We start from the raw sequence: 26,909 nt of genomic DNA, 5'->3' as shown, positions 1-26,909 counted from the left end.
CTGATCCGGAATTATATTTAACCTGATAAAAACTTCAAAATATATATTACAGCTTAAATTTCAGTACAAATCTCCCGTTAGAAGCATAAGCTAAAGCATATAAATATCCATCCCTGTCAACTGCCAGCTGGTCAATGGAATTAATATACTCAAAAACGCCGTCGCGTGTACCTATGTTTTGCCATCCAATAATATATTTGCCTTTAGATGAATATTTCGCTATGTACTTGTCAGTTTCCACAAGATATATGTTTTCATTCCGGTCAACAGCAATTCTAAGATACCAAAAAGCGCCTTTAATCTTTTTTTCAACATTTAAATCCAATATTTTGCCGTTATTACGTATTTTATGAATCGTATTTGATTTTTCGTCATGAAGATACAAATTATCTTTTGAGTCAACTGCAATTCCGTTTATCACATAATCAAAAACCATTACATCCGCAGGAGTTATTTCAATTATATCTTTATCCGGTTTTACCTTTAAAACTTTGTTTCCGTACCACAAATATACAAAGCCCTTACTGTCCATGCATACCTGGCGGATATTCGACAGAAAATATGTATCCTCCGTATAATTAAGCTTAAATCTCTTAATAAATTCACCTTTCGATGAAAATTTAGAAATATACTTCAACTCATTATCGTATATATAAATATCGTTTTGGCTGTCAGCTGCTATTCCTGCAGCTTTAATAAACTGTCCTTCATCCGCCCCTACAGATCCCATAATATTCAGCAACGCTCCTGAAGCAGAATATTTCTGAATATTATGCAGTTTATTATCAACAACTATAATGTTGTTTTGGCTGTCAATTGTCATGCTCTTAGGATCTCCTGTTTCCCCGTTTTTATCCCTCTGAGTCTCCCATTTTGTCACAAAAATTGCCGTCATCGTGGCGGTTTCACGCGCATGTACCGCTGCTGTCTGTTGTGCAATTACAGTGGCGGTGACATTCGGCGTATTTGTGGCAGTTGGTATAACAGTTACCCTGCCATCTGCGGCAGACGCAAACCAGGAGCAGGAGTTTACAAAATTTTTAACTGTTTCAGTTTCAAGGTAATTATTAATTAATTCCTTATATTCCGGAAGGCTTTTTAAATATCCTATATGATCTTTGGTATATTTCGTCTTCACTTTTGTCTGTGCGGTATAAATAAGACAGTTTGCGCTAAGTTCTTTATTGCCTGATTTCATATTTTCCTTTTCCGCCTTAATGAAATATTCCCGCGCGGATTTCAACCTGTTATATTTATCCTCATAAAACGATGAAATAATACCGCTCATCTTTTTATTATCTATTATCCCTCTTGTTATCCAGCAATCAGGTTCACAATAGTACCTGATACCGTACCACATCCCGCCATTCCATAAAATATCAGAATATCCTATGTAAGGGCAGCTGTAATATGCCAGCCCCATTTTAAAGTAGTTCTCCGCGGCATCTTTCCCATTTTTAGCACTTTTCTCAAGGGCTTCAAGGTATTCTGCTATTTCCTTTTTATTCTTTACTTCAGACTTGTCTTCGGCAGATTTAAAATATACTGTTTTATTTAACAGCTTAACACCCCTATTATCTCTATAATTATAATCGTAATAATAATACTTTTTTTCATCCGGAGCAAAGAACATGTCCCGGTCTGCGGCATTCAAGTATTTGGAAGCCGACACAAAATCTTTTTCCCGCAGTTTCCGTACCCCCAGCAGGTAATTCCATTCCTTTAAATCATTTATATAGAAACCCTCTTTAAGAAAACCGTCAAATTCGTTATCAGGCGCAGCGGTTATAAAGATGGCGGTTTTTTCAAACTCTTTGTCCGTCATCTCCATATCAAGAAGAAATTTTCCTATATCATCAACACACGTTTTATTAAAACATGCGGCGCTTCGCGTTTTATCGCCTTCAAGATAAAATTTTTGGGCAAGCATTATCATAAGGTTATCCGCGGGGTACCCATTATCCATCCATCCCATACCGTAGCAGCCTTCACTATTGTTGACCATGCAGTTCTTCTTCGCAAAAATATTAAAATCTTCGGCATTGGATTTTAAAAATTTTTTTGTATCCGTTGCCGCTGCAAGTTCATTAAAATACATGAATATTTCTACCTGGTTTTTCAATATCTCCGGAACTTCCTCGTACTTCTTTGCTTTTTTAATATATTTTGAAGCATTTTTCCAGTCACCCTCCAAGCTGCAAATATATCCAAGGCAAGCATTACAATACGCAGATACAACCTGCGACTGAGATCCTGCAAGTATCTTTTCAAAATACCCTTTATATAACGCAAGTTCGTTATTCATGGCTTTTGTAGAAAGTTTCTTTATTGAATCTCCGAAACTCCCTGGATTTTTATTACCTATAATATTCTTCCAGTTATTTGCCAGATATGATCTTTGAAACGCCTTAAACCTGCGGTGCAGTGTTGACAGGGTTTCCCAGTATTGCGGGCCGATATCAGTCATAATATCCAGATTTCCTGAAATATATGCAACGGTATACTTTTTTGCCGTATCAGTTGTACTTTTAGCATAACCGTCAATTTCACTGCTTATGGAGTTTTTTATTATATCCTCTTTGATTGTACCCCTGTAGTTTGGGTATTCATTGTATAAGGTTATATATTCATCAATAGCCTTCGTCTTATCACCCAGCTTTAAAAGCGAACCCGCATAATATCCACGCGACCTATAATAAGGGATATCCTGCGATTTATCACTCAGAAATACAGATTCATACATTTCCTTAACCTTATTATATTTCTTCATGCTAAAGCAAACCCGTATGAATAAATACGCATATCTTTTTTTTATAAAAAGCTGTTCAGCGGCTTCAAATTTAACTTTGATTCTGTCATCAAATCCTTCCTGATATGGACTTTCCCCGTAAGGCGATTCACGATTCATAATAAAAACTTCATGCAAATCTTTTATATATTGCTTTGTTTCATCATTATAATAACTTTCTTCAAAGTAATCTGCATTGCCGTAAATATACGGAATTAAATTATTAACCGCTGTGGTATTACCTGTAAAATCCTCCCACTCCTGAGCAATTCCGGGGTAATCATTAGTCCTGCCATACATCGAAGCCGTGGCGGTCACGCCTTCAAATAAAACGGAGTCATCATATTCATAAAAACTTGGCTTTAACCCGCCCAACGACGGCCCCATAGGACATGCAAGTATGTTAATCGTTGCTGTGTACAGCAGAAATAACATTCCTATAAACCGTTTCATTCCCCACCTCGTCAATTTTATTTTTATCCCACCCAAAGTAAATCAACTCTCCAGACAGATTCATATTTTTCTTTATATGGCTTAAAGTTCTGTTTAAATCCTTCTCCGTTACACACTCTTTTTTTAAAATATCCCCTGCTGATATCTCATGCCCTTTTATCATAACTCTTTTTTGGGCAATGAAAATATTTTTTTTATATCTTTTAAAATAACCGCCTTCTGATATCTGTTCCCGGGGAATATCAGTAAATATCCCCGCTATTTTCCCTCCGTTATACTGTATATACCATGAATATACGGGCAGTACTACATCCACTTTTTCCGGATATTTCACATTCCCCCTGATATAACTCTTCATATCCTTAATATTAAGGATTGTATTTAACTCCCCAAAAGTCTGCGGATCTCTCATATTATATACCATGACTTTTTTCCTGTCAGACGGTGGAACCCCAAGTTTTTTCCAGTATTTATACTGGTGCAGCCTTACAGTAACACTGATTTTAATACCTGTTTTTACATATATTTCTCCAGCTGCTTTTAGAAATTCAAAATAGGCCTCTTTAGTCCCCTGCGACCAGTCGTAATCAAACTGTACTTCGCTGTATTTTACAAGCTGGCTCTTCCATAATTTATCCAGCTCTTTTATTATTACTGCTGCAGCTTTTTTCGGATCATTACCCTTGCCGCGCGCAAACGTATCAGGCAATAAGAATATGACGGGAAAAAGCACTACCCCTTCAACGGGTTTTAAATTCATCACCGGCTGCCTGAAGGTATGTTTTCCCGATACATTGTCATATGATACATCAAACATCCTTACATAAAGACTGCTTACCCTGAATTTTTTCATAAGTTCCGTATCAGCAGAGGTTAAGTTAAAAACAGTTTTCCAGTAATAAAAACCAACCTTATTAAACACCTGTTTTTCGCCGCATCCGCAAAGCAGCATAATGACAAAGACAATCACAATTATTATTGAAACTTTAACCGCTGTCTTGTTACCCATTATCTGCTTCCCCTGCAAGCTGCCCGCATGCGGCTGAGATGTCCGCGCCTTTTTCCCTGCGCTGATAAGTCCTTATGCCCTTATCTACAAGTATCTTCTGGAATGCTTTTGTTTTTTCATCACGAGCGGACGAAAACTCCCCGCCTTTAACGGTGTTATAAATTATCAGGTTTACCTTGCAGTCTGTATCTTTAATTATTTCATAAAGTTTTTCGGCATCTTCAGGATTATCATTAATACCGTCAAACATTATATATTCAAAAAAGACCTGCCTTTTAGCCTTTTGATTGTAATATTTGACAGCTTTTATTACTTCCGCAAGCGGATATTTCTTATTAACCGGCATTAATCTGCTTCTTTGCTTTGCGTCCGCTGTAACAATTGAAACCGCAAGATTCACCCTTAACCCTGAATCCGCAAGGGCTTTTATTTTTGGCACAATACCGCAGGTGGATACGGTTATCTTTGTCTGCGGAAAGGCAAACCCTTTATGGTCAGTTAAAATATTTATGCTTTTTATCAGATTTTCATAATTTAAAAACGGCTCTCCCATCCCCATAAAAATTATATTATTAATTTTACCGCCGGCTGCATGTTCTGCTGCCATATACTGCCCTGTTATTTCAGATACCGTTAAATCTCTTTTAAAACCAATTTTGCCTGTGGCGCAGAAAGCGCACCCGCAGGCGCATCCTGCCTGTGATGAAATGCAGGCGGAGTATCCATGCCCGCTTGGAATGACAACACTTTCTGTTTTTTTGCCGTCGGGAAGCGCAAGCAGCATTTTTATGGTCTTATCTTTTTTGGATTCCTGTCTGGCGCATACCTTTAAAGGACTTAATGAATAATCTGATTCTATAAGTTTTAGAACTTTTAAATTTACCCCTTTTATGTCACTAAAATCTGTTGCTTTTAATCTGTATAAACATTCAAATAATGACGCAGAGTCAATTTTGTTTCCGCCACGGGATTTGACGATTACTTCAAGTTCATCTCTGGTGTAATTGCGCAGGTCTGTTTTTTCCATTTTTACCCCTGAAACATTTTAAAAGATTCTATAATCGAATAACAAATAAGTCTAAACAACGCACCCTAAAGGGTGCGGCTACCAAGACTATACACAAGAATTAAATAAGCAAAGACACAAAATCCAAACAACGACATAAATGCAAAAGGCCGTGGATTTCTCCACGGCCTTTGCTTATAACAGGCTTTTAACAGCCTTTTTTGATTCTTTCCGTCAGTGCCGGTATTATCTGGAATACATCGCCTACCACGCCCACTTTTGCCACTGAAAATATGGGGGCTTCGGGGTCTTTATTTACCGCAACTATAATATCAGAACTCTGCATTCCTGCAAGGTGCTGAACAGCGCCGGATATGCCAAGCGCCATGTAAAGCTTGGGTGAAACTGTTTTTCCTGTCTGGCCGACCTGGTGGCTGTAAGGAATCCATCCTGAATCTACCGCCGCCCTTGAAGCGCCGACGGCGCATCCCATTGCAGCTGCAAATTCTTTTACAATCTTAAAGTTATCGGCTCCGCCGATACCGCGCCCGCCTGACACAATCATGTCGGCTTCCGCAATATTTATAGTGGTTTCAACTTCAGGGATAAATTCCATAAACTGTGATTTTGCCTGAAACGAATCCACGTTTACGCCCGCATCCACTATTTCGCCTTTTCTGCTTTCATCTTTTGCAAGGGCTTTAAACACTTTATACCTTGCGGTGGACATCTGAGGCCTTTTTTCAGGCGTCATAATCTTTGCCATAAGGCTTCCGCCAAAAGCGGGCCTTACCTGCAGAAGGTTTCTGTTTTCCATATCAAGTTCAAAATCCGTGCAGTCAGCTGTTAAGCCCGCGTTAAGCTTTATGGAAACGCGCGGAAAAAACGCCCTTCCTATCGCTGTTGCGCCGGTAATAATAATTTCCGGTTTGTGTTTGTTCGCAAGCTCTGTTACAACTTCCGTGTAAAGCTCGTCATTGAAATGAGCAAGTTTGGGGTTATCAGCCACATATACCGTATCCGCGCCGTATGCCACAAGCTCTTTTGCAAGCTCCTGTACTTTATCGCCCATTATCACAGCTGATAATTTTACTCCAAGTTTATCAGCCAGTTCACGGCCTTTGCCAAGAAGTTCAAAACTTACTTTATGCAGCTGATTATTGCGCTGCTCCGCTACTATCCATACTCCCCTAAAATCATCTTTGTTGGCCATTTTCATCAGCTCCTTATTTAATGAAGCCAAGCTCTTTTAACCTAACATAGAGCTTGTCTGCAGTCTCGGCTGCGTCAGCGCCGGTAATTAATTCCGCCTTGCCAAATTCCCTGACAGGCGTCCAGGATTTGTTGACCCTGGTCGGCGAATTCTTTACGCCTACCATTGCCTCGTCTCCATTGATATCATCAAGAGTCCACGTGGGCACTTCATACTTCTTTGCCCTCATTTTCCCCTTAAGGGATTCAAGCCTTGGTTCATTAATTTCTTTTACAACAGTAAGCACAACAGGAAGCGATGCTTTAACCACGTCTGTGCCGTCTTCCATAAGCCTTTCTGCAATTATCTCTTTTTCGTTTATTTCCCTTATCTTTTTAACCCATGTAATCTGCGGTACATTCAGATAAGCTGCTGTTGAAGGCCCAACCTGAGCTGTATCGCCGTCAACTGCCTGTTTGCCAAAAAGAATTACATCATATCCAAGTTTTTCGCATACCTTTGCAAGCGCGTAAGAAGTGGCCCATGTGTCCGAGCCGGCAAGCCTTCTGTCTGACAGCAGCACTGCTTCATCAGCGCCCATTCCTATTGCTATCTTTAACATATCTTTTGCCATCGGAAGCCCCATAGAAACAACAGTAACCGTGCCGCCAAGTTTTTCTTTAAGCCTTAAACCTTCTTCAATAGCATACATGTCAAAAGGATTCATTACAGTCCCGGCAGTTTCCCTTTTTAATGTGCCTGTTTCCGGATCAACTTTTATATTTGTGGTATCCGGTACCTGTTTAACGCATACAACAATTTTCATATTTTCCTCCTGGTAAATTATCCCGGCCGCCTGTCAGGCGCAATTTTACGGCTGACAAGAACCGGACTGTTTTATTTTTTCTTCATCGCGTGTTCTTTAATAAGCTTTGCGGCTATTTCGTTTAACTGTATCTGGCTGGTGCCTTCATATATCTGTGTGATTTTTGCGTCCCTCATCATTTTTTCAACGGGGTATTCTTTCATATATCCGTATCCGCCGAATACCTGAACCGCATTTGTCGTGACCCTCATTGCCACTTCTGACGCGTAATATTTGCACATAGCCGAATCTTTAGCAAAATCTACCGCTCCTTTATCAACCCCGCGGGCTACATTATAGATAAGCCCTCTTGCCGCTTCAACTTCAACCGCCATATTGGCAAGCATATGCTGAACAGCCTGGAAAGAGGATATTTTTGTGCCAAACTGCTCCCTTTGCCTGGAATAAGCCAGAGCTTCATCAAGAGCGCCCGCTGCAATACCAAGCGCCTGTGCCGCAACTCCCGGCCTTGAATGGTTAAGCGTGCCTACCGCGTGTATAAAGCCCATTCCTTCTTTTCCGCCCACAAGGTTTTCCTCCGGAACTTCGCAGTCCTGAAAAATAAGTTCTGTGGTGGCCGAAGCCCTGATGCCCATCTTATTTTCTTTCTTTCCAAATGTGAATCCCGGTGTCCCTTTTTCAACAATAAAACAGGAACAGCCCCTGGTGCCTTTGGATTTATCTGTTATTGCAAAAACTGTATAAGTCTCGGCTTCGCTGCCGTTTGTAATCCACTGTTTTGTACCGTTTATTACATATTTATTTCCTTTTTTAACCGCTGTTGTCCTCATCGCACCTGCGTCTGATCCTGCACCGGCTTCTGTAAGGCCGAATGCTGCAAGTTTTTTACCGGAAGCGATATCCGGAAGATATTTCTTTTTCTGTTCGGCCGTGGCTCCCAGAAGTATAGGGAAAGTTCCCAGCGCGGATGCCGCCATTGCAAGCGATATACCGCCGCAAATTTTTGACATTTCTTCAACGCACAGTACAAGCTGCATTATTCCCTTACTGCCTTCGCCTGACATTCCGCCGTACTCTTCCGGAATATAAAGGCCGCAAAGTCCAAGGTTTGCCATTTCTTTTACTATGTCCCACGGGAAAATCCCGGCTTCGTCATAGTGTTCCCTTACCGGCTTTACCTTTTTAACCGCAAGTTCACGGCTTGTTTCCACAATCATCTGTTCTTCATCCGAGAGAAAATAATTCACTTCTTTGCCTCCTTGATTTTTGGGGAGCCCAGCGCCTTTTTAGCGGCAGCTTGTTCAGCTTCCTTTATTGTTTTTCCTTTTCCTTTTCCTATAACCCCGGAATTCAGGGAAACTTCCACATAAAAAGTTTTTTTATGCTCCTGGCCTTCCGCGTTTACCACCGCGTATTCAGGAAGCCTTGTGCCTTTTGAAAGAATCTTCATCTGAAGTTCCGACTTATAATCGCCAAGGTCTTTTTTTGTGCCTATATTCTTAAACTCTTCCTTATAAATATTCATTATGAATTCATTTACTTCTTCAAAACCTTTTAACAGGTATATGGCGCCTATAAGCGATTCAATGACATCGCTCATTATTTTTCTGTTATTCTTAATATCTTTCTTTGTCAGCGCGCTGCCAAATACAATGTGCTTGATAAGGTTGTTATCCACCGCAATCCTGTAAAGAACATCCTTGCTTACCAGATAACCTTTAATTTTTGAAATGGAGCCTACATCCGTGTCGTACATTTCGCTGTAAAGAAAATCAGAAACACACAAACCAAGCACCGAATCACCCAAAAATTCAAGCCTTTCGTAATGCGGGCCTTCGGCTGACTTATGTGTTAAAGCTTCAAGAACGGGCTTTTGATTTAAAAGCCCGTTCTTGTCAAGATAATCTTCAATGAAGCTTTCTTTAAGCATAATATTTTATTCTTTATATTTTTTTACTATTATTGTTGCGTTGTGCCCGCCAAAACCCAGCGAATTTGATGCGGCATAATTAATAACCGCTTCCCTTTTTACATTGGGAACGTAATCAAGGCCGCATTCAGGGTCCGTGGTGAACTGATTAATGGTGGGATGAACCACATCGTATTTGCAGGATAAAGCACACATAACGGTTTCCACCGCTCCTGTGGCTCCAAGCATATGCCCTGTCATTGATTTGGTGGAACTTATCATAACCTTATTGGCATGCGCTCCAAAAACTTCCCTGATAATTCTTGATTCTGTTTTATCATTCAGGTTAGTTGAAGTACCGTGCGCGTTGATGTAATCCACCTGTTCCGGTTTTATTCCGGCATCAGCCAGCGCGTTTTTCATGCAAAGAACGCCGCCTGCTCCGTCTTCCGGAGGCGCTACCATATGGTAAGCGTCATCAGAAGCGCCGTAGCCTGCGTATTCCGCAATGATATTCGCGCCGCGCGCCTTGGCGTGCTCCAGTGATTCAAGCACAAGAATTCCGGCGCCGTCCGCCATTACAAAACCGTCGCGGTCCTTGTCAAACGGCCTTGAGGCCGTCGTAGGATCGCCGTTGCGCTGCGACAGTGATTTTGCCGAGCAGAAACCGGCAAGGCCCAAAGGCCCGACCGCACTTTCAACTCCGCCTACCACTGCTACATCCGCATCGCCGCGGATAATCATTTTTGCGCCTTCTCCAAAAGCATGCGTTCCTGACGCGCACGCGGTCACAATTCCGTAATTAGGCCCGCGATAACCGTAACGCATAGATATATAGGCTCCCGCCATGTTAATAATCATCATCGGGATAAAGAAAGGAGAAACTCTGGATGGGCCTTTTTCGGTAAGAATCTTGTACTGCTCTTCCATTACGGAAATGCCGCCAATACCCGAACCTACAATTACAGCCACCCTGTCCTTATTAATTGATGCATTTTCAAGGCCCGACATTTCCACGGCTTCTTTAGCTGCTTTTAAAGCATACTGAATGAACCCGGGCGTCCTTCTGATTTCTTTTTTTTCCATGACCTCTGAAGCATCAAAATTTTTTATTTCTCCGGCAATCTTAGTGGGATACGCCGTAACATCAAACTGGGTAATAAGGCCAATGCCGCTTTTACCGGCAAGCACCGCATCCCAGGTATCTTTTACGTTATTCCCAACCGGGGTAAGTACACCCATACCGGTAATGACAACTCTTTTCTTTTCCATTATTGACCTCTTTTTTTATTACTTGAAGTTTAGCCCAGCTTTGACTTAATGCTGTCTGTGGCTTCGCCTACTGTTTTGATCTTTTCCGCGTCTTCATCCGGGATCTCTACGCCGAATTCTTCTTCAAGCGCCATTACAAGTTCCACGGTATCAAGTGAATCCGCACCAAGGTCATCAATAAACGATGCTTCCGGTTTAACTTCTGCTGCGTCAACACCAAGCTGTGCTACGATAACGTCCTTCACTCTTTCTTCAATTGTCTTTTCGTCTGCCATTTCTGTTTCCTCCTTGAATTTGTTTTACTTTCTTTTTTATTTGAAAATCTTTTTTATTTTAACTTGTATAAATGGCTGCTAATCTTCGGCTGCGTCCTTACGGACTTGCCTTGGATTGCATCCATTTACATTGCCATTCCGCCGTCGACTCTAATTGTTTCTCCCGTCACATACGAAGACAGGTCTGATGCAAGGAACAATACCGCGTTTGCCACATCCTGGGTTTCACCCATTTTCTTTGCAGGAATTATCTGTATCATGGCATTCTTAACTTCTTCTGTCAGTTTATCAGTCATTGCCGTGTTAATGTATCCGGGACAAACCGCGTTTACCCTGACATTCCTTGAACCAAGTTCTTTGGCAACACTTTTTGTTATTCCTATAACGCCGGCTTTTGTGGCGGCATAGTTTGTCTGCCCTGCATTTCCCATAAGCCCGATAACAGATGAAATATTAATTATTGCGCCTGCCCTCTGCTTCATCATTATCTTTCCTACAGCTTTGGTGAAATTAAAAGTACCTTTCAGGTTGATTGCTATTACAAGGTCCCATTCCTGTTCCGTCATCCTTATTAAAAGATTGTCCCTTGTAACACCCGCATTGTTGACAAGTATATCAATGCGCTTAAATTTGTCAATTACTTTGTTCACAGTTTCTTCAACTTCCGCCACATTTGAAACATCACATTTATAAGCTTCTGAATCCACACCGAATTCCTTTAACTTTGCAGCCGTGGCTGACGCCTTTTCAAGATTTACGTCAAGAACAGCCACTGACGCGCCTTCACGCGCAAGTGTTGCCGCAATGGTTTCGCCTATTCCCTGGGCTCCGCCTGTTACAAGTGCTATCTTTCCGTTCAGTAATCCCATTTTTGCCTCCGTTAACTTTTTTTAGCTCTTAAATTCCCTGCAGTTTTACAAGGTCTTCAGGTTTTTCAATATTTATTGTTTTTAAATTTTTATCTATTTTTTTAATAAGTCCGGACAATACAGCGCCCGGCCCGCATTCTATAAAAGTATCCACTCCCTGCGCTTTCATGTATTCAACCGATTCAATCCACCGGACCGGCGACACAATCTGCCTGACAAGAAGTTTTTTTATTTCTTCAGCCGATGTCACAGCCTGCGCTGTCACATTTGAAATAACAGGAACCGCAGTATCTTTCATTTTAAAAACAGCCATGCTTTGTTCCATGCCGTCAGCCGCACTCTGCATAAACTGCGAATGAAACGCGCCTGCCACAGCCAGTTTAATATACCTTTTTGCGCCAAGTTCCTTTGCGGCTGCTTCTCCCGCGTCTATTGCGGCGGAATCACCTGACACCACTATCTGCCCCGGGCAGTTTATATTAGCAAGCGACATAAGGCCTGCCGGTTTTACTTTTTCGCACAGTAATCTAATATTTTCAACATCAAGCCCAAGCACCGCTGCCATACCGCTTGCGGCTTTGCCGGAAGCTTCCTGCATAAGCGAGCCCCTTAACTTTACCATTTCAACCGCTGTCTTAAAATCCATTGCGCCCGCGCAGCATAAAGCTGAATATTCGCCAAGGCTGTGTCCCGCGAAAAAAGCAGGTTTAACACTGTCTTTTATCGCTTCGTATATGGCCGCGCTTACTGTCAATATCGCCGGCTGTGTAAAATCTGTTTTTTTAAGTGTTTCTTCCGGCCCTAAAAACATTGCGTCTAAAAGTTCACGTCCGCATGCTTCCCTTGCCATGGCAAATATGGCGTTAGCCCTTTCATTATGTTCGCTGAACGCGAAACCCATACCTACATACTGTGAACCCTGACCCGGAAAAACCAATGCTGTTGACATTATCTGGCACCTTTTTCCATTAAATTATAACCTGACAACTGCGCCGCCCCATGTGAATCCCGCGCCAAGCGCCGAGAAACCCAGAAGGTCGCCTTTTTTTATTTTGCCTTCTTCCACCGCTTCGGCAAGCGCTATCGGAATTGTGGCCGCGGAAGTGTTGGCATATTTATGAATATTAACAATTATTTTTTCTTCAGGCGCGCTAAACCTCTGCGCGATTGAATCAATTATCCTCTTGTTAGCCTGATGAAATATAAAATAATCAACCTGCTCCGGCGTTACAGCCGCCCTTTCCATCGCAATCTCAATTGATGAAGTCATTTTAATCACGGCCTGCTTAAATACTTCTTTGCCTTCCATATATACATACTGCATTTTTTTATCAAGTACTTCCTGGCTGAAAGGATTTGCAGTGCCGCCGCCGGGCTGCATTAAATAAGATACCTTGGACCCGTCTGACCCAAGATATGTTGAAAGAATTCCCTGATTTTCATTTTCTGCCTGACCTACAACCACCGCTCCCGCGCCGTCGCCAAACAGTACGCATGTCTTTCTGTCTGTCCAGTCAGATACCTTTGCAAATTCATCTGCTGCTATAAGCAGTATTTTTTTATAAAGCCCTGATTCAATAAATGACCTTGCTGTTGTAAGCGCATAAATAAAACCGCAGCACGCCGCAGATACATCCATTGACGGTACTCCGTTAATTCCAAGTTTATTAATAACAATATTAGCTGTTGAAGGCCAGATATAATCCCCGGTAACCGTTGCCACAATCACAAAATCAATTTCTTCTTTTTTTACGCCCGCGTTTAGAAGGGCTTTTTCAGCCGCTTTCATCGCAAGTTCGGAAGTAGGCTCGTCTTTGCCGGATATGCGCCTTTCTTTCATTCCTGTCATTGTGGTAATCCACTCGTCATTTGTGTCCAAAAACTTTTCAATATCTTTATTTGTCAATATTTTTTCGGGAACATAATACCCCGTACCAAGTATGGCTGCCCTTTTACTCACTTTTTGCCTCCATTTTTTTCACTTCACTTTCTATTTCTTCATTTATATGGCCGTCCACAAATTCATAGGCCACTATCAGCGCGTTCTTAATGCCTTCCGCGCTTGCACTGCCGTGGCATATTATTACCGGTTTTTGTATTCCAAGAAGCGGCGCCCCGCCGTAAGCATCAGGGTTAATTCTGTCTTTGACCTGTATAAAAACTTTTTTCATTAAAAGGCCGCCGATTATGGTAAGCAGGCTCTTTTTTGCGCCTTTTTTTATTTCGCTTACCAGAAGCACTCCCGCGCCTTCGCCCACTTTAAGGATTATATTTCCTACAAATCCGTCACAGACTACAACGTCGGCATTTCCGTTAAATACATCCCTGCCTTCAACATTGCCTTTAAAATTAAGGTTAAGTTTTTTTATAATTTCTTTTGCTTCAATTGTAAGTTCGTTTCCCTTGCCTTCTTCTTCGCCTACGCTCATAACACCCACGCGCGGCTTGTTTATCTTAAATATATGAGATGCATAAATACTGCCCATAATCGCAAACTGCGCAAGATGAATTGGTTTGCAGTCCACATTGGCACCGGCATCAAGTACAGCTGTGGTTCCGCTTTTAGAAGGCATAGGAACAAGAATAGCAGGCCTTATGACGCCCGGTATTCTGCCTATGGTAAGAAGCGATGTAACAAGCATTGCTCCGGTATTTCCGGCAGAAACAAAAGCATCTGCCCTGCCTTCTTTTACCAGTTTTGCTCCGACTATCATTGATGAATCCTGCTTCTGCTTGAAAGCTTTTGCCGGTTCGTCAGACATGGTAATTACTTCATTTGCGTTGACAACTTCCAGACGGGCGCGTTCTTTTTCGCTAAGCTTATATGTATTAAGGTATTTTTCTATTTCTTCCTTTTTACCTACAAGAATAACATTAAGATCACGGTTCTTTTTTATCGCATCAACAGTGCCTTTAACTTCTACCTGCGGGGCGTTGTCCCCGCCCATTGCATCCAAAACAATGCGCACGTTTTGCCTCACCTCATGACTGAATTTTGAGTATCAGGACTATTCTTCAGAGCTAATGACTTCTTTGCCATTGTAATGGCCGCAGCTCTTGCATACCCTGTGCTGCTCTTTTTTTGCATGGCAGTTGGGGCATTCAGTGAGGTTGATATTCTGGCTTAATTTCATGTTAGCCGCTTTTCTTGACCTTGTTTTTGACTTTGAAGTTCTCCACGTTAAATTTGCCACTTTCTGTTCCTCCTGTAAAATTATTTCTTTTTATAAATCCGCAGGCTTATGCCGCGGGTTTTACTTTATATCAATTCCGCCAAACGGGTTGAATTTAATTTCCTGTTTATGCCCGCAGTCGCCTTCATTGCGGTTTTTACCGCACACCGGGCATAAGCCAAGGCATTTTTCATCACATACCGGCTTTGTTGGCGCTTCAATAAGCACTGTCTGCCTTATAAAATCCGTTAAATCAAGCTCGTTATCCTTATATTCAACCACATCACTTTCCCTGTCTTCATCATTCATTCGGCTTTGTTCTTTAAATATTGTAACAAAATCACCTTCAACATCCTGCATTATTTCCTTTAAGCACCGTGAGCAAGCCATTGCAAGCGTACCTTTCAGCCTGCCTTCCACTATAACGGATGTGTCACTGTCTTTTGTAAGTACAAGGTCAAGATGTAAAGGGCCTTCAAGGACTGCAGTGTCATCTAAAGAAATATCATCTTTAGTAAGATCAAAACTTAATTCCTGCCTTACTTTAAACGATGACAGATTTATTTTTAACATTATAAATTAACCTCTTTTTAAATAGCTTCTGAAAATAACAGTAAAAATAGAAAATACCATTCCTGTAACACAAAAATGCTTTTTGTGCCTTTCAAATCACGCTGTCATCTTTTAACTTTAAACACTTATAAAATACAGCGCGTAATTATAAAACTATGCCTTTGTGTTGTCAACAGTTTTTATCAATAAAAGAGAGTCCTTAGTGAAAAATTTCTCATTATGAAACAAAAAGGTATTTGACTTATTTGCTAATAAAAATCCGCCGTGTTTAGATGTGTTCAATCAGAATCTTTATTCCGATACCAACCAGTATAAGCCCTCCGAATAATTCCGCTTTATCTCCCAGCATTTCGCCTGTTTTTCTTCCGATAAATCCGCCGGCTATTGAAAACAAAAACGACACCACCCCAATAACCATAACCGGCAGCACCAGGCCCGCTTTAAGAATTGAAAAACTTATACCCACCGCAAGCGCGTCAATGCTTGTGGCAACCGAAAGCAGCAGAATTATTCGGTTGCTGCAATAATTTATTGCTGTTTTATCTTCCTCTTTTTTTAAAGCTTCCAGTATCATTTTGCCCCCCACTGCCAGAAGAAGGCCAAAAGCTATCCAATGGTCAAACGCTCCTATAATGCCGGCAAAGGCGCTTCCCACAAACCACCCTATAAACGTCATTCCCGCCTGAAAAATACCAAACATTATAGCCATCTTCAGCAGAATTGACGTTTTAACCTTTACCCTGCATGTGCCGGCTGACAGCGAAACAGCAAAACAGTCCATTGCCAGCCCCACCGCCGTAATTATTATCAGTGAAAGTTCCACTTTAAAATTTCCTCCTGTATAATATTAAAAAATTATACCACAGTAATCATATTGATAATACCGCGCTTTAGTATTAAAATATTGCCTGATTTTAATGAAGGAGTATTTATGAAAAATTTAACAGAAGGAAATGTCCTTAAAAATCTTTTTATATATTCCTGGCCCATAATGGCCGGCGACCTGCTGCAGTCTTTATACAGCGCAATTGACGCGTTCTGGGTGGGGCGGCTTTTAGGCCCCGACGCCCTTGCCGCCGTTTCCTCTTCCATGCCTGTAATGTTTTTCCTGATATCGCTTATCATAGGCCTTTCCGTATCCACAGTGATAATGATTGGCCAGGCATACGGAATGGATGACATGGAATTTGTTTCAAAAATAATATCAAATTCATTTATCACAATTTTCTCTTTATGCCTGCTTATCACGGTTTTAGGGACAACACTTGCCATGCCCATGCTTAAATTTCTAGGCACACCGGATACCATAATAAAAGACGCGCATCTGTTTCTGGTTATAATTTTCAGCGGCCTTATTTTTATGTTCACCCAGAACTGGTTTGCGGGAATACTGCGCGGCCTGGGCGATTCAAAAACCCCTCTTATATTTTCCTGCATTTACGTGGCATTAAACATCATACTTGCCCCCCTGCTTATAAAAGGATGGTGGCTGTTTCCGGAATTAAAAATAGCCGGCTCCGCGGCCGCCACGGTAATATCGGGAGCTGTCACCACTTTAATTTCCTTTATTTATCTGGCAAGAAAAAATGTAATCTTCAACGTGCTTAAATGGAAATTTCAGCTGAATTACAGCATTATAAAAAACATGTTCACAATAGGAATCCCCGTGACTTTTCAGATGGTTATTGTGTCGCTAAGCGCAATCGCGGTAATCTCTTTTGTAAACAGGTTCGGCCCCGGAATAATTGCCGCGTACGGAATAGGTTTAAGGATAGACCAGTTTTCGTTTATCCCCGCCATGTCGCTTGGCGCCGCGGCTTCATCTTTTACAGCTCAGGCGATAGGCGCGAAAAAAGAGGAATTAATACGCGAAGTGGCGCTTTGGGTTACCATTTTATCTCTTGCGTTTGCCGCGGCGGCGTTTACGGCTATTAACCTTTTCCCTTCGCAGATAACCGCTATATTCACCGGCGACGCCTCTGTTATTTCTCACGGCGCCGTATACTTTAGATACATCACCCTTACCTATTTCGCCTATGCCGTTATGTTCGCGTTTCAGGGTATTGTCCGTGGTTCAGGCGATACGCTGCCATCCACGCTGTTCGCGTTTATAACTTTAATTGTTTTACGCGTGGGGCTGTCGTGGGCGCTGCTGGATAAAGCGGGCATGGATGAACGCGGTATTTGGATTGGAATTACGGCAAGCGCTTATCTTGGCGCTCTGTTAAATTTCTGGTATTACAAAAGCGGCCGCTGGAAAAACCGTGAAAGGTTAAAACCATATTCAAGGGAAATTTAACAGCTAACAGCTAACAGGTTACAGGTTACAAGTTACAGGTTACAGGTTACAAGTTACAGGTTACAGGTTACAAGTTACAGGTTACAGGTTACAAGTTACAGGTTACAGCTGACAGTTGTAACTTGTTAGTTGTACGTTGTTAATCATTCGTACCTTAGCGCGTCAATAGGATTTAATTCCGCGGCCTGCCTGGCAGGCCATATACCAAAACCCAACCCTGTCGCGGCAGAAAAGAAAACGGATAAGAGTACAGAAAAAACAGAAACCTTTACAGCCCACCCTGCCAGCACGGCCATTAAAAAAGCAATCAAAGCGCCTAAAACAATCCCGGCAAAACCGCCTGTAAGCGTCATTAACACGGCTTCTATCATAAACTGATATAATATGTCAAAACTTCTGGCGCCCACCGCTTTTCTTAAACCAATTTCCCTGGTACGCTCTTTTACGGACACAAGCATAATATTCATAATACCTATTCCGCCCACAAGAAGGGATATGGCGGCGATAGAACCTAAAAGCCATGTTAATGTCCGGCTTGTGCTTTGTATGGCTTCCTGCATTTCCGCCATATTTCTTATTTCAAAAGCCGGGTCTTTTCTTAATGCGCTTATATTGTGCCTTTTATTCAAAAGCTCCATTATTTCCGCCTGCGCGCTTTCAAGTGAATCCGCGCTTTTTGCCTGCACATATATCTGATCAACATACTGTTTGCCCAGAAGCCTGTACATGGCCGTATTAATAGGAATTATTATGGTGTCGTCCTGGTCGCGCCATCCGCTTGAACCCTTTAAAGGCAGAACTCCTATCACCTTAAAATTTACCCTGTTAATTTTTATCGTAGCGCCTATCGGGTCTTCGCTTACAAAAAGTTCCTTTACAACCGTGGCGCCAAGAAGAGCCACCCTTTCCCTCTGTTTTTCTTCGGCCTGCGTAAAAAAACGGCCTGCTTCGGGTTTATAACTTCTTAATTCCTCATAGGAATGCGCCGCGCCTTCAACCCTTGTAGCCTTATTTTTATTGCCATATACAGCCTGAACATTGCCGCTGACCAGGCCTGAAGCGTTTTTTACCGAAACAAGCCTTGCTGCTTCCTGTGAATCCTGAAGGGTAATCCTTGTGGCTCCTTCCCTTGACACGCCGCCTGACCTGTTATATGCCGGGCTTACCACAAGAAGGTTTGACCCAAGTGATGAAAGCTGTTTATTTATTGACTCTTTGGCTCCTTCCGCCAGCGCAAGCATTGCTATGACAGAAGCCACACCGATAAGTATGCCAAGAACCGACAAAGCTGACCTTAACTTATTGCCCATTACGGATATAAGCGCCTGCTTAAGATAATCCTTAAATTCTATTTCAAGGACCGCGCTTCCCTGCTTTTCTTCGTGCTGCTGTACATTTAATAATTTTGTTTCGCCGTTTGAAGTTTTTTTATCGGACAGAATTTTACCGTCCCTTACGGTTATAATGCGGTGCGCGTACTGCGCTATTTCCGGCTCGTGGGTCACCATTACTATTGTCTTTCCCTGCTTATTAAGCGCGGTAAATATATCCATTATCTCTTTTTCACTTTTAGAATCAAGGTTGCCCGTGGGTTCATCCGCAAAAAGAATTTCCGGGTCATTAATCAGCGCGCGCGCTATTGCCGCCCTTTGTTTTTCACCGCCGGACATTTCACCCGGCAGGTTTTTTAGTTTTGTCCCCAGCCCCACGCTTTCAAGCAGCTCTTTTGCCCTGTGTTCAAATAATTTTTTCCCGGAATAAACAAGCGGCATTGCCACATTTTCCTCGGCGCTGCTTCTGGGCAGCAGGTGAAACTGCTGAAACACAAAACCAATTTTATCCTGCCTTAACCGCGCGTATGCTTCATCGGCCAGCCCCGCGGTCTCATTTCCTTCAAGCAGATATGAACCCGAATCCGGCTTATCAAGAAATCCAAGCAGGTGCATTAAAGTGGACTTGCCTGACCCGGAAGGCCCCATTATGGCTACAAATTCGCCCCTATTAATATCTATACTGACGTCATTTAACGCCTGATACTCCATTTTTCCGGACTTGTATATCTTTGAAATACCCTTAACAGATATCATCTTTTAGCGCCTTGCGCCCGGGCGTTTCGGCATAAAAGGGCTGGTCCCCGCGCTTCTTGCATTATCATTATTGGCGGTATAACCGCTTTTAACGGCAAGCACGGCTTCATTCTGCGTTATACCTGATTTTATCTCTACATAAGTGCCGTCATCAATGCCCGTTACAACCTCTTTTCTTTTGGGTTTGTCCCCGCTTTTAATCATGACAAATGAAACACCGTCTTTTATTTTTACGGCGTTAACAGGCAATGAAAGGGCCCCTTTACTTTCAGCCCTGATAATATTCACATTTGCGGTCATTCCCGACCTGAAGAAATCCGGAACCTTATCCGGTTTCACAAAAGTTTCATATATGGATACGTTATTCATTACGCTTGATTCATAACTTATGTGATAAACACTGCCCGGGATTTCGGTATCCGAATAAGCGTCAAGCGTTATCACCGCTTTCTGCCCCACTTTTACTTTTCCCACATCAGTTTCATCCACGGAAGTCTTAATAACAAGCCTGTCGGACAGGACAAAAACAGCATCGCCCGAACCCACAGTCTGCCCCGGTTCCGAACCCCTTACTATAACAGTGCCGTTTATGGGCGCGATGACAGAAATGGGTTTATAAATTTCCTCCCATTTTTTCACGTTGTCTTCGCCCTGCGCGCGCGCCGCGTCAAGCAGCGCCGCCCTTTCAGAAGAACTCATAAGGGCCAGCACCTTTCCTTTAGAAACCACATCACCTTCTCTGACAAGCACTTTTTCTATCCTGCCCGCAATAGGCGGTTTTATTTCCAGCCGGTTCATAGGCTGAACAACGCCTGTAGCGGAAATAACAATGGATATATCCCTTATTTCCGGGAAAATTTCTTCCATTTGCGGGCCTTTTTTTACGCTAAAAGGCTTCTTAACAATAATAAATCCGGCAATAAAAACAATAATTACAGCTGCCGCAATAATTTTCCCTTTATTATTCAGCTTCATCTTCTAATTTCCTCCCTATTGTATTAAGCCACTGTGAATACGAGCCGTGATAAGAAGCTACGGCGGCAAGCATGGATTTTCTTGAATTTACAAGGTCATCCTGTATCATTGCCCAGTTGTCAAATGTCATAAGCCCTGTCTGATATTGGGCGTCGGCTATCTGCGCCCGTTCTTCAATGGCAGACGCGGATTTTTCCCTTACATTTACTTCGTCAGCGGCTGACTGCAGGCTTATGAATTTTTCCCATAATTTGATCTCCATATCCTTAATCCCGTCATCAAGCGCTATCTGTGCGGTCTTTAGGTCCGACTCTGCCTGTGATAACGACGATAATTTATCAAGGCCTGACAAAATGGGAAGGCTTATATTCACCCCAAGCGACCAGTTCTCTTTTTGGGGAAACCAGCTGCTGCCGGACTTGCCGTAGCTTGCGGACGCCGAAACAGAAGGCATAAACTGCGCCCTTGATACCATCACCCTGTGTTTTGCAGCTTCAAGATTTGCCTGCATCTGCTTTATTCCGGAAGTATTAAGCGCGCCGCTTTTAAAGTCAGGCTGCGGAATTGAAACCCGCGCTTCATCCTGCGGTTGTACGGTAAAATCGCTGTTTAATTCCGACCCCATCAGCCTTGCCAGTTTAAGTTTTGCCAGCACCAGAAGGTCTTTTGCCTGCCTGTAATCAGCTTCCGCCTGAGCCATGGAAGCCTGCGCGTTTAAAAAAGCGCCCCTGTGTTCTTTGCCGGAATTATATTTTAACTCCACAAGTTCCAGCTGCTGCTTTCTTCTTTCCATTATAATTTTCGTTATGCCTTCAGCTTCCTGCTGTTTTGAAACCTCTATATACGCAAGTTTTAAATTATGGCGTATAAGCGCCGAAGCAGTGTCATATTCCGCACGCGCAGCCATCAGCGACGCATCTGATGCAAGTATGGAATATATATTTCTTAACCCCTGAAAAATAACCTGCGAGCCTGATACACTGTAAGAAAACCCTTCACCGCCGGCGTTTCTGCTGTATCCCGCGCCTGCGTTCACCGAAGGCAGTATGTTTGATATGGAAGAATTTTTTGCGGCCAGCGCCTTGTTAAGTTTCTCTTTTGCCGCGGCCAAATCCCCGCTGTTTACAAGCGCGTTTTTCGCGCACTGCTGCCACGAAATAACATCTGCCTGCAGCAACGCAGGAAACATCAGAAAAGGCAGAAGAACAAAACAGAATATTTTATTTTTCATATTATTACCCTTCATTGATTTATTTAATATTTAGACGTTTTTGTATGCTTTCCGGTTCCATCCGCTTTACTTATTATTATCTTTACAATATTACCATATCAAATTAAAATAATCATATGGATATTACATTTGTAATTGCAGGTTCTATCTTACAGTTATTGGCGCTTGTCGGATGCGTGGTTCCGGTCTTAATAGGGCCGCCTTTGGCTTACGCGGGGCTCTTACTCCTTCACTTTTCAAAGTACGGCGAATTTTCAACCGCTTTCCTTATTGTAGCGGGTATTCTTACCATTGCAGCATCCATACTTGACAATGTTTTTTCCATAATGGGCGCGAAACAGTTTGGCGGAAGCAAGCGCGCCATAATAGGAGCCACGGCAGGCACTATTGCGGGAATTTTCCTGTTACCGCCCGTGGGTATGCTGTTAGGGGCTTTTATCGGTGCTTTTATCGGGGAAATTTCAGCCGGAAAAGAAGTCTTAAAATCAGTGAAGGTCTCTTTTGGCACTTTTGTGGGTTTTATCGCGGGCATTGCCTTAAAACTTTCCGCCACTTTAATAATGCTGTTTTTCTTTGTGCTGGAAATTATTAAGAACTGATAATTATCCTTTTACCCCTTCGTCTGCCTTGGGTTCAGCCGCCGCTATTTGAGGCGTGATATCCATTTTTAATAATTCCACTTTCTTGGCGTCGCTTTTAAGCACCGTAAAAGAAATATTTCCAAAATCCGCTTTTTCCCCTTTTTTGGGAACCCTTCCAAAAAGCGCCATAACAAAACCCGCCACAGTATTTACATCTTCTTCAAGCGGAATATCTATGGATAAATCCCTGTTTAACCTTGTTATTTCGGCAAGCCCGTCCACTTCATAGGAATTTTCCGCCAGTTTTCTGAACTGCGGTTCTTCTACGTCATATTCATCCTTTATTTCCCCCACTATTTCTTCAAGGATATCCTCTATGGTAATAAGCCCGGAAGTGCCTCCGAATTCATCCACAACAATCGCCATGTGCATCTTTCCTTTTTTAAATTCCTTAAAAAGTTCGCCTATGTTTTTGGATTCCGGGACAAAATAAGGCATCCTTATAAGGTCGTGAAAAATTATAAGCCCGCGGTTTTTAATCATTGTAAGCATGTCTTTAACGTAAACAATGCCCACAATGTTGTCGTAGTTTTCTTTAAACACAGGCACGCGCGAATACCCGTCTTCAACAATAACATCAATTATTTTATCCACGTCCCATGTGATGTCAATACCCACCATTTTTGTCCTTGGCACCATTATATGTTTCACCTGGGTGTCTTTAATTTCAAGGATGTTCTGCATCATGGATTTTTCCTGTTCGTTTATAACTCCGGCTTCCATGCTGACGTCTATTACGGTGTCAATATCTTTCCCGGAAATCACAGGTATGCTGGAAGAAGATTTGCCCCCCAGTATTTTAATGGTAAGGTTGCTTATTTTTACAAAAAGTTCGGTGATAGGTTTCAGTATCCTGAATAAAAAAACAATAGGACCCACCAGCAGAAGCCCAAGTTTTTCGGTATTGTGAATAGCAAAAATCTTAGGCGTAATTTCGCCGAAAATTATTATTATAAATGTTATTATGCCGGCCGTAAGGGTCGCAACCAGCGCCGCGTCAAACCCTGTCACCTCCGCAAGTTTCATTGATAAAAAAGCGCCGATGGTGGAAGTGGTTATAGCAACTGCATTTACGCAGATGGAAAGCGTGGCCAGCAGTTTATTGGGGTCTGCCATCCAAACCTTTAAATATTTTGCCTTTGGGTGATTATTCTTAATGTGCGCAATTATTTTTATCCTGCTCATGCCTATTAACGCGGTTTCCGCGACTGACAGAGTGGCAGCAACAAAAAAAAGCAGGATTATTATATAAAGCTGAAACTGAGCGGCTATTTCCATTTAAACTCCTTTTTTTTTGAAAAATTCAAGGTACTTTTTTTCCTTAACATACATCTTTTTATAGTCATTATATTTAATGTGGTCATATCCCATTATATGCAGCAGTCCGTGAATTAAAAGCCTTAAAATTTCCTCGCTTAAGGTTATGCCAAGCTCCGCGGCGTCTGTCTTTGCGGTATCAACGGAAATATAAATGTCACCGCCGCTGCCGTTTTCAAAAGATATAACATCGGTTTTACTGTTTTTCATCCGGTAATTAAGGTTCATTTCTTTTATAAAAGCATCGCTTACAAAAATAATATTCGCCTGTATGCCCGGCTTTTTTTCAGATAAAATAATCTTTTCGGCGGCCTTTATTATATCAAATCCGGCATCCACCTTTTTTTTGTAAAAAACTTCTATGCCTGGATTACTTTTCATTTTTATCGTACTTTTCGTAGGCGTCCAGGATTCTTTTAACAACTTCCGCCCTGGAAACATCTTCTGTCCCGAAATAAGAAAACTTTATGTCCTGCATTCCCTGAAATATCTCTGTTGCGTGGATAAGCCCTGACTTTTTGCCCACAGGCAGGTCAATTTGCGTGACATCGCCTGTAATAACCAGTTTGGAATCATTGCCTGTCCTGGTTAAAAACATCTTCATCTGGTCCACAGTTGTGTTCTGCGCCTCGTCAAGTATTACAAATGACTTATTTAAAGTCCTGCCCCTCATGTATGCCAGCGGGGCCACTTCTATGATTTCGCTTTCCACCAGTTCGTGAAATATTCTTGGCTCTATCATGTCATAAATAGCGTCAAACAAAGGCCTTAAATACGGGTCTATCTTTTCCTTTAAATCACCGGGTAAAAAGCCAAGGTTTTCCCCCGCTTCCACCACCGGCCTTACAAGGACAATTCTTTCCACCAGTTTTTCCCGAAGAAAGTAAAGGCCCGCGGCAGTGGCAAGATAAGTCTTGCCGGTTCCCGCGGGCCCGATACCAAATACTATCTGATTATCAAAAATTGACTGTATATAACTTTCCTGATTCTTTGTCTTTGGCCTTACAAGGTCCCTTTTGCTTGAAACAAGAAGCCCGGAGCTTTTTATATGCTTTGCGTCTGCTTCCGGCACCGTTTCCCTGCCGCCTGCTTTGTCATTTTCAACAGTCTCTTCAACCAGTAATCTGGAAACCGCTTTTCCGCCTTCCGCGTATTTCTTTAACCGTTCAATAACGCGTTCGGCGCGGCTTATGTCTTTTCTTCTGCCATTGATAATAATCACGTCATTTCTGCCGACTATTTCAACGCCAAGAATCCTTTCCATAAACCTAAGGTTTTCATCAGCAATACCATACAGGTTAAAGAGCGCTTCTTTGTGCATATTGACATTTATCTTTTTTGAATCAAGCAACTTTGGCCATCCGATTCCTGCTTAAAAAAATTAATACCTTAAAGGCAGCGTCTTCCTTGCAGAAGTGTGCGGCTTGAAAGGCGGTGTATCCATAGCCTTCTGCCTTGCGTCATTAACTTCAGATTTGCTCCAGTCCTTTTTAACGATAAGTTCCTGGTCTACTTCAATTAAATCCGGGTCTTCAATCTGGTCCCTGTTTGCCTTAAAAAGAAGCGGCCACTGGAAATTGTCGGTGTAGATTTTGTTCATTGATGAAATATCCCACAGAGTATCGCCTTTCTTAACAACATACTTCTGAACCGATACCTTTGTCGGAACCGCTGTTGCAGCTTCTTCTACATCTGCTGACGCTGATGTGTCTATAGCGTCTGTTGTGTCGGGCTTAACTGTCTGTTTAGCCGCGCACCCTACCGTGAAAACTAGTGCAAATGCAATTACCGCTAAAACCGCAAGTCTTAATACCTTCATGCTCTTACCTCCTCAAAATGATTTTGTCAGCCTTATACCATAATAGTCTGATTTATTTTCATAACTTATATTAATATCGCCCTGCAGATTACCGGTTCTTTCCGGCGGTTTATTCTGCGCGTTGTAAATTGCGTGCCAGATTCCAACAGCAAGGCCCGCTCCCGCGCCTGCAAGCGCGCCTATTCCGCCGCCCGCCGCAAACACAGCAATGTTATTGCCTTCGCTGTAAGGCGCAATAGCGGTTAACGCGCCTATTGCGGCTCCCGCAGAAAATCCTATTAAAGTGTCCACAGCAACAGTATTGGCAATTTCACCCGCAGATACCGGCACGCAAAACATTGCTGCAATTATAAGAATCATTAATGTTTTTTTCATAATTAATACTCCGCCGTAAAAGCCATAGCAAAACCGTCGACTACGGGTATCTGCCTTATTGCGTGGCCTTTATATACTTTGCCTCTTAAATTTTCCGGCATAAAAAATTCCACGGTGGATAATATTATTCCGGATAAAGCGCCTATTGCCGCGCCATAACCCGCGCCTTCTGTTATTTTTTCCGTCTGTTTTGTTGAAGCATAAGACAAAGCGCCGCCGGACGCGCCTATTGCGCTTCCAAGCAGCGTCCAGACCGCTGTGTTTATTCCATAATCATCTGACGCGTAATATTTTTTTGTCTGCACCTGTGCGATTGAAAGAACTGATGCCAAAACCGCGCCTGAAACCGCGCCTATAATTGCCCCGTTTACAAGCGGATTTATATCCATGTTTTTTGTCTGCCCGTAACCTATAAGCCCGCAGCCGGCCCCTGCTATTGCGCCTTCAAAAAAGCCGCCCACAATATTCATTGCCGCCAGATTGCCCATTTCATAATTTACCGGCTCTGCTGCCTGAACCTGCTGCTTTGCTTTTGATTTATCAATCTTTATTTCTTCAACAAAAGCGCCGCCTTTATCGCCGGCTTTCTTTATGGCATCAAGCTTTTCCTGAACTTTTTCATTAATTATGTCAACTGTACTGCCGCCGGCGGAATATACCGGTATGTTTAAGGCAAAAACAAGAAAAGCCAGTAAAACATACAGTTTTTTCATAAAAATCCTTTTCCCTTTTTTAATAACATTACCCAACAATAAAAATCTTAACATAATATAAGCATATGTCAAGAGGTATAAGGTAAAAGCGTTATTTTAAGGGTAAA

27 protein-coding genes are annotated in these 26,909 nt (G+C 42.3%); 2 read left to right on the top strand and 25 right to left on the bottom strand.

The features are described from left to right. Positions 1-46: 46 nt before the first annotated feature. The 16 genes from CVV21_02650 to CVV21_02575 form a co-directional block, all read right to left on the bottom strand. A complete protein-coding gene (locus CVV21_02650) occupies positions 47-3,241 on the bottom strand; it encodes a hypothetical protein (GenBank protein PKL92675.1) in 3,195 nt (1,064 codons plus the stop codon). Next, positions 3,192-4,250, bottom strand: coding sequence for a hypothetical protein (locus CVV21_02645; GenBank protein ID PKL92674.1), 1,059 nt, complete (start codon positions 4,248-4,250; stop codon positions 3,192-3,194). The genes CVV21_02650 and CVV21_02645 overlap by 50 nt, the downstream gene beginning before the upstream one ends. Further along, entirely contained in the window at positions 4,243-5,277 is a 1,035-nt protein-coding gene (gene rlmN, locus CVV21_02640) for a 23S rRNA (adenine(2503)-C(2))-methyltransferase RlmN (protein ID PKL92673.1), read from the bottom strand. The genes CVV21_02645 and rlmN overlap by 8 nt, the downstream gene beginning before the upstream one ends. A 187-nt stretch (positions 5,278-5,464) precedes the next feature. Further along, positions 5,465-6,469, bottom strand: coding sequence for an electron transfer flavoprotein subunit alpha (locus tag CVV21_02635; GenBank protein ID PKL92672.1), 1,005 nt, complete (start codon positions 6,467-6,469; stop codon positions 5,465-5,467). Positions 6,470-6,482: 13 nt separating this feature from the next. Further along, positions 6,483-7,274, bottom strand: coding sequence for an electron transfer flavoprotein subunit beta (locus CVV21_02630; GenBank protein ID PKL92671.1), 792 nt, complete (start codon positions 7,272-7,274; stop codon positions 6,483-6,485). Positions 7,275-7,345: 71 nt separating this feature from the next. Further along, positions 7,346-8,521, bottom strand: coding sequence for an acyl-CoA dehydrogenase (locus CVV21_02625; GenBank protein ID PKL92670.1), 1,176 nt, complete (start codon positions 8,519-8,521; stop codon positions 7,346-7,348). Next, positions 8,518-9,204, bottom strand: coding sequence for a ribonuclease III (rnc, locus tag CVV21_02620; GenBank protein ID PKL92669.1), 687 nt, complete (start codon positions 9,202-9,204; stop codon positions 8,518-8,520). Before rnc ends, CVV21_02625 begins: the two co-directional genes overlap by 4 nt. A gap of 6 nt (positions 9,205-9,210) precedes the next feature. Then, complete coding sequence (fabF, locus tag CVV21_02615; GenBank protein ID PKL92668.1) at positions 9,211-10,455, bottom strand: beta-ketoacyl-[acyl-carrier-protein] synthase II; 1,245 nt, start codon at positions 10,453-10,455, stop codon at positions 9,211-9,213. 29 nt (positions 10,456-10,484) lie between these two features. Continuing rightward, a complete protein-coding gene (locus CVV21_02610; GenBank protein PKL92667.1) occupies positions 10,485-10,730 on the bottom strand; it encodes an acyl carrier protein in 246 nt (81 codons plus the stop codon). Positions 10,731-10,855: 125 nt separating this feature from the next. Continuing rightward, complete coding sequence (locus tag CVV21_02605; GenBank protein PKL92666.1) at positions 10,856-11,599, bottom strand: 3-oxoacyl-ACP reductase; 744 nt, start codon at positions 11,597-11,599, stop codon at positions 10,856-10,858. Positions 11,600-11,627: 28 nt separating this feature from the next. Then, positions 11,628-12,551, bottom strand: a complete 924-nt coding sequence (fabD, locus tag CVV21_02600; GenBank protein ID PKL92665.1) for a [acyl-carrier-protein] S-malonyltransferase — start codon at positions 12,549-12,551, stop codon at positions 11,628-11,630. A gap of 21 nt (positions 12,552-12,572) precedes the next feature. Then, positions 12,573-13,559, bottom strand: a complete 987-nt coding sequence (locus CVV21_02595) for a 3-oxoacyl-ACP synthase (protein PKL92664.1) — start codon at positions 13,557-13,559, stop codon at positions 12,573-12,575. After that, positions 13,552-14,568, bottom strand: coding sequence for a phosphate--acyl-ACP acyltransferase (locus CVV21_02590; protein ID PKL92663.1), 1,017 nt, complete (start codon positions 14,566-14,568; stop codon positions 13,552-13,554). The genes CVV21_02595 and CVV21_02590 overlap by 8 nt, the downstream gene beginning before the upstream one ends. A 39-nt stretch (positions 14,569-14,607) precedes the next feature. Beyond that, the gene (locus CVV21_02585; GenBank protein PKL92662.1) at positions 14,608-14,793 is read right to left on the bottom strand and encodes a 50S ribosomal protein L32; all 186 of its coding nucleotides are present in this window, start codon (positions 14,791-14,793) and stop codon (positions 14,608-14,610) included. 60 nt (positions 14,794-14,853) lie between these two features. Beyond that, complete coding sequence (locus tag CVV21_02580; protein PKL92661.1) at positions 14,854-15,345, bottom strand: hypothetical protein; 492 nt, start codon at positions 15,343-15,345, stop codon at positions 14,854-14,856. 268 nt (positions 15,346-15,613) lie between these two features. Continuing rightward, on the bottom strand, positions 15,614-16,126 hold the full coding sequence (locus CVV21_02575; protein ID PKL92746.1) for a hypothetical protein: 513 nt from the start codon (positions 16,124-16,126) through the stop codon (positions 15,614-15,616). Positions 16,127-16,276: 150 nt separating this feature from the next. Between CVV21_02575 and CVV21_02570 the strand changes: the two genes are divergently transcribed. Further along, complete coding sequence (locus tag CVV21_02570; protein PKL92660.1) at positions 16,277-17,644, top strand: hypothetical protein; 1,368 nt, start codon at positions 16,277-16,279, stop codon at positions 17,642-17,644. A 143-nt stretch (positions 17,645-17,787) separates the two neighbouring features. On the opposite strand, the gene CVV21_02565 is transcribed toward CVV21_02570, so the two are convergent. Genes CVV21_02565 through CVV21_02555 form a run of 3 tightly spaced genes read right to left on the bottom strand, consistent with a single transcriptional unit; the run spans position 17,788 to position 21,952 of the window. Continuing rightward, complete coding sequence (locus tag CVV21_02565) at positions 17,788-19,731, bottom strand: MacB family efflux pump subunit (GenBank protein PKL92659.1); 1,944 nt, start codon at positions 19,729-19,731, stop codon at positions 17,788-17,790. Between the two features lie 3 nt (positions 19,732-19,734). Beyond that, positions 19,735-20,706: an RND transporter gene (locus tag CVV21_02560; GenBank protein PKL92658.1), complete on the bottom strand. Its 972-nt coding sequence runs from the start codon at positions 20,704-20,706 to the stop codon at positions 19,735-19,737. Next, the gene (locus CVV21_02555) at positions 20,693-21,952 is read right to left on the bottom strand and encodes a hypothetical protein (GenBank protein ID PKL92657.1); all 1,260 of its coding nucleotides are present in this window, start codon (positions 21,950-21,952) and stop codon (positions 20,693-20,695) included. Before CVV21_02555 ends, CVV21_02560 begins: the two co-directional genes overlap by 14 nt. Positions 21,953-22,053: 101 nt before the next feature. Between CVV21_02555 and CVV21_02550 the strand changes: the two genes are divergently transcribed. Next, positions 22,054-22,536, top strand: a complete 483-nt coding sequence (locus tag CVV21_02550) for a DUF456 domain-containing protein (protein ID PKL92656.1) — start codon at positions 22,054-22,056, stop codon at positions 22,534-22,536. Between the two features lie 3 nt (positions 22,537-22,539). Here CVV21_02550 and CVV21_02545 read toward each other — a convergent pair whose 3' ends face one another. Genes CVV21_02545 through CVV21_02520 form a run of 6 tightly spaced genes read right to left on the bottom strand, consistent with a single transcriptional unit; the run spans position 22,540 to position 26,838 of the window. Beyond that, positions 22,540-23,856 carry a hypothetical protein gene (locus CVV21_02545; protein PKL92655.1) on the bottom strand — a complete coding sequence of 439 codons (1,317 nt, stop codon included), beginning with the start codon at positions 23,854-23,856 and terminating at the stop codon, positions 22,540-22,542. Next, the gene (ybeY, locus tag CVV21_02540) at positions 23,857-24,336 is read right to left on the bottom strand and encodes an rRNA maturation RNase YbeY (GenBank protein ID PKL92654.1); all 480 of its coding nucleotides are present in this window, start codon (positions 24,334-24,336) and stop codon (positions 23,857-23,859) included. After that, positions 24,266-25,216 (bottom strand): hypothetical protein, encoded by a 951-nt coding sequence (locus tag CVV21_02535; protein PKL92745.1) that lies wholly within the window; start codon positions 25,214-25,216, stop codon positions 24,266-24,268. Before CVV21_02535 ends, ybeY begins: the two co-directional genes overlap by 71 nt. A gap of 60 nt (positions 25,217-25,276) precedes the next feature. Then, positions 25,277-25,714 carry a hypothetical protein gene (locus CVV21_02530; protein PKL92653.1) on the bottom strand — a complete coding sequence of 146 codons (438 nt, stop codon included), beginning with the start codon at positions 25,712-25,714 and terminating at the stop codon, positions 25,277-25,279. A 12-nt stretch (positions 25,715-25,726) separates the two neighbouring features. Then, complete coding sequence (locus CVV21_02525) at positions 25,727-26,089, bottom strand: hypothetical protein (GenBank protein PKL92652.1); 363 nt, start codon at positions 26,087-26,089, stop codon at positions 25,727-25,729. A 2-nt stretch (positions 26,090-26,091) separates the two neighbouring features. Next, complete coding sequence (locus CVV21_02520) at positions 26,092-26,838, bottom strand: hypothetical protein (protein ID PKL92651.1); 747 nt, start codon at positions 26,836-26,838, stop codon at positions 26,092-26,094. Positions 26,839-26,909 lie beyond the last annotated feature (71 nt).

The sequence above is a fragment of the Candidatus Goldiibacteriota bacterium HGW-Goldbacteria-1 genome (genome assembly GCA_002839855.1).
Classification (GTDB): Bacteria; Oederibacteriota; PGYV01; order PGYV01; family PGYV01; genus PGYV01.
Note: the sequence above shows the minus strand (reverse complement) of the source record. Positions and strands in the feature narration are given on the sequence as shown.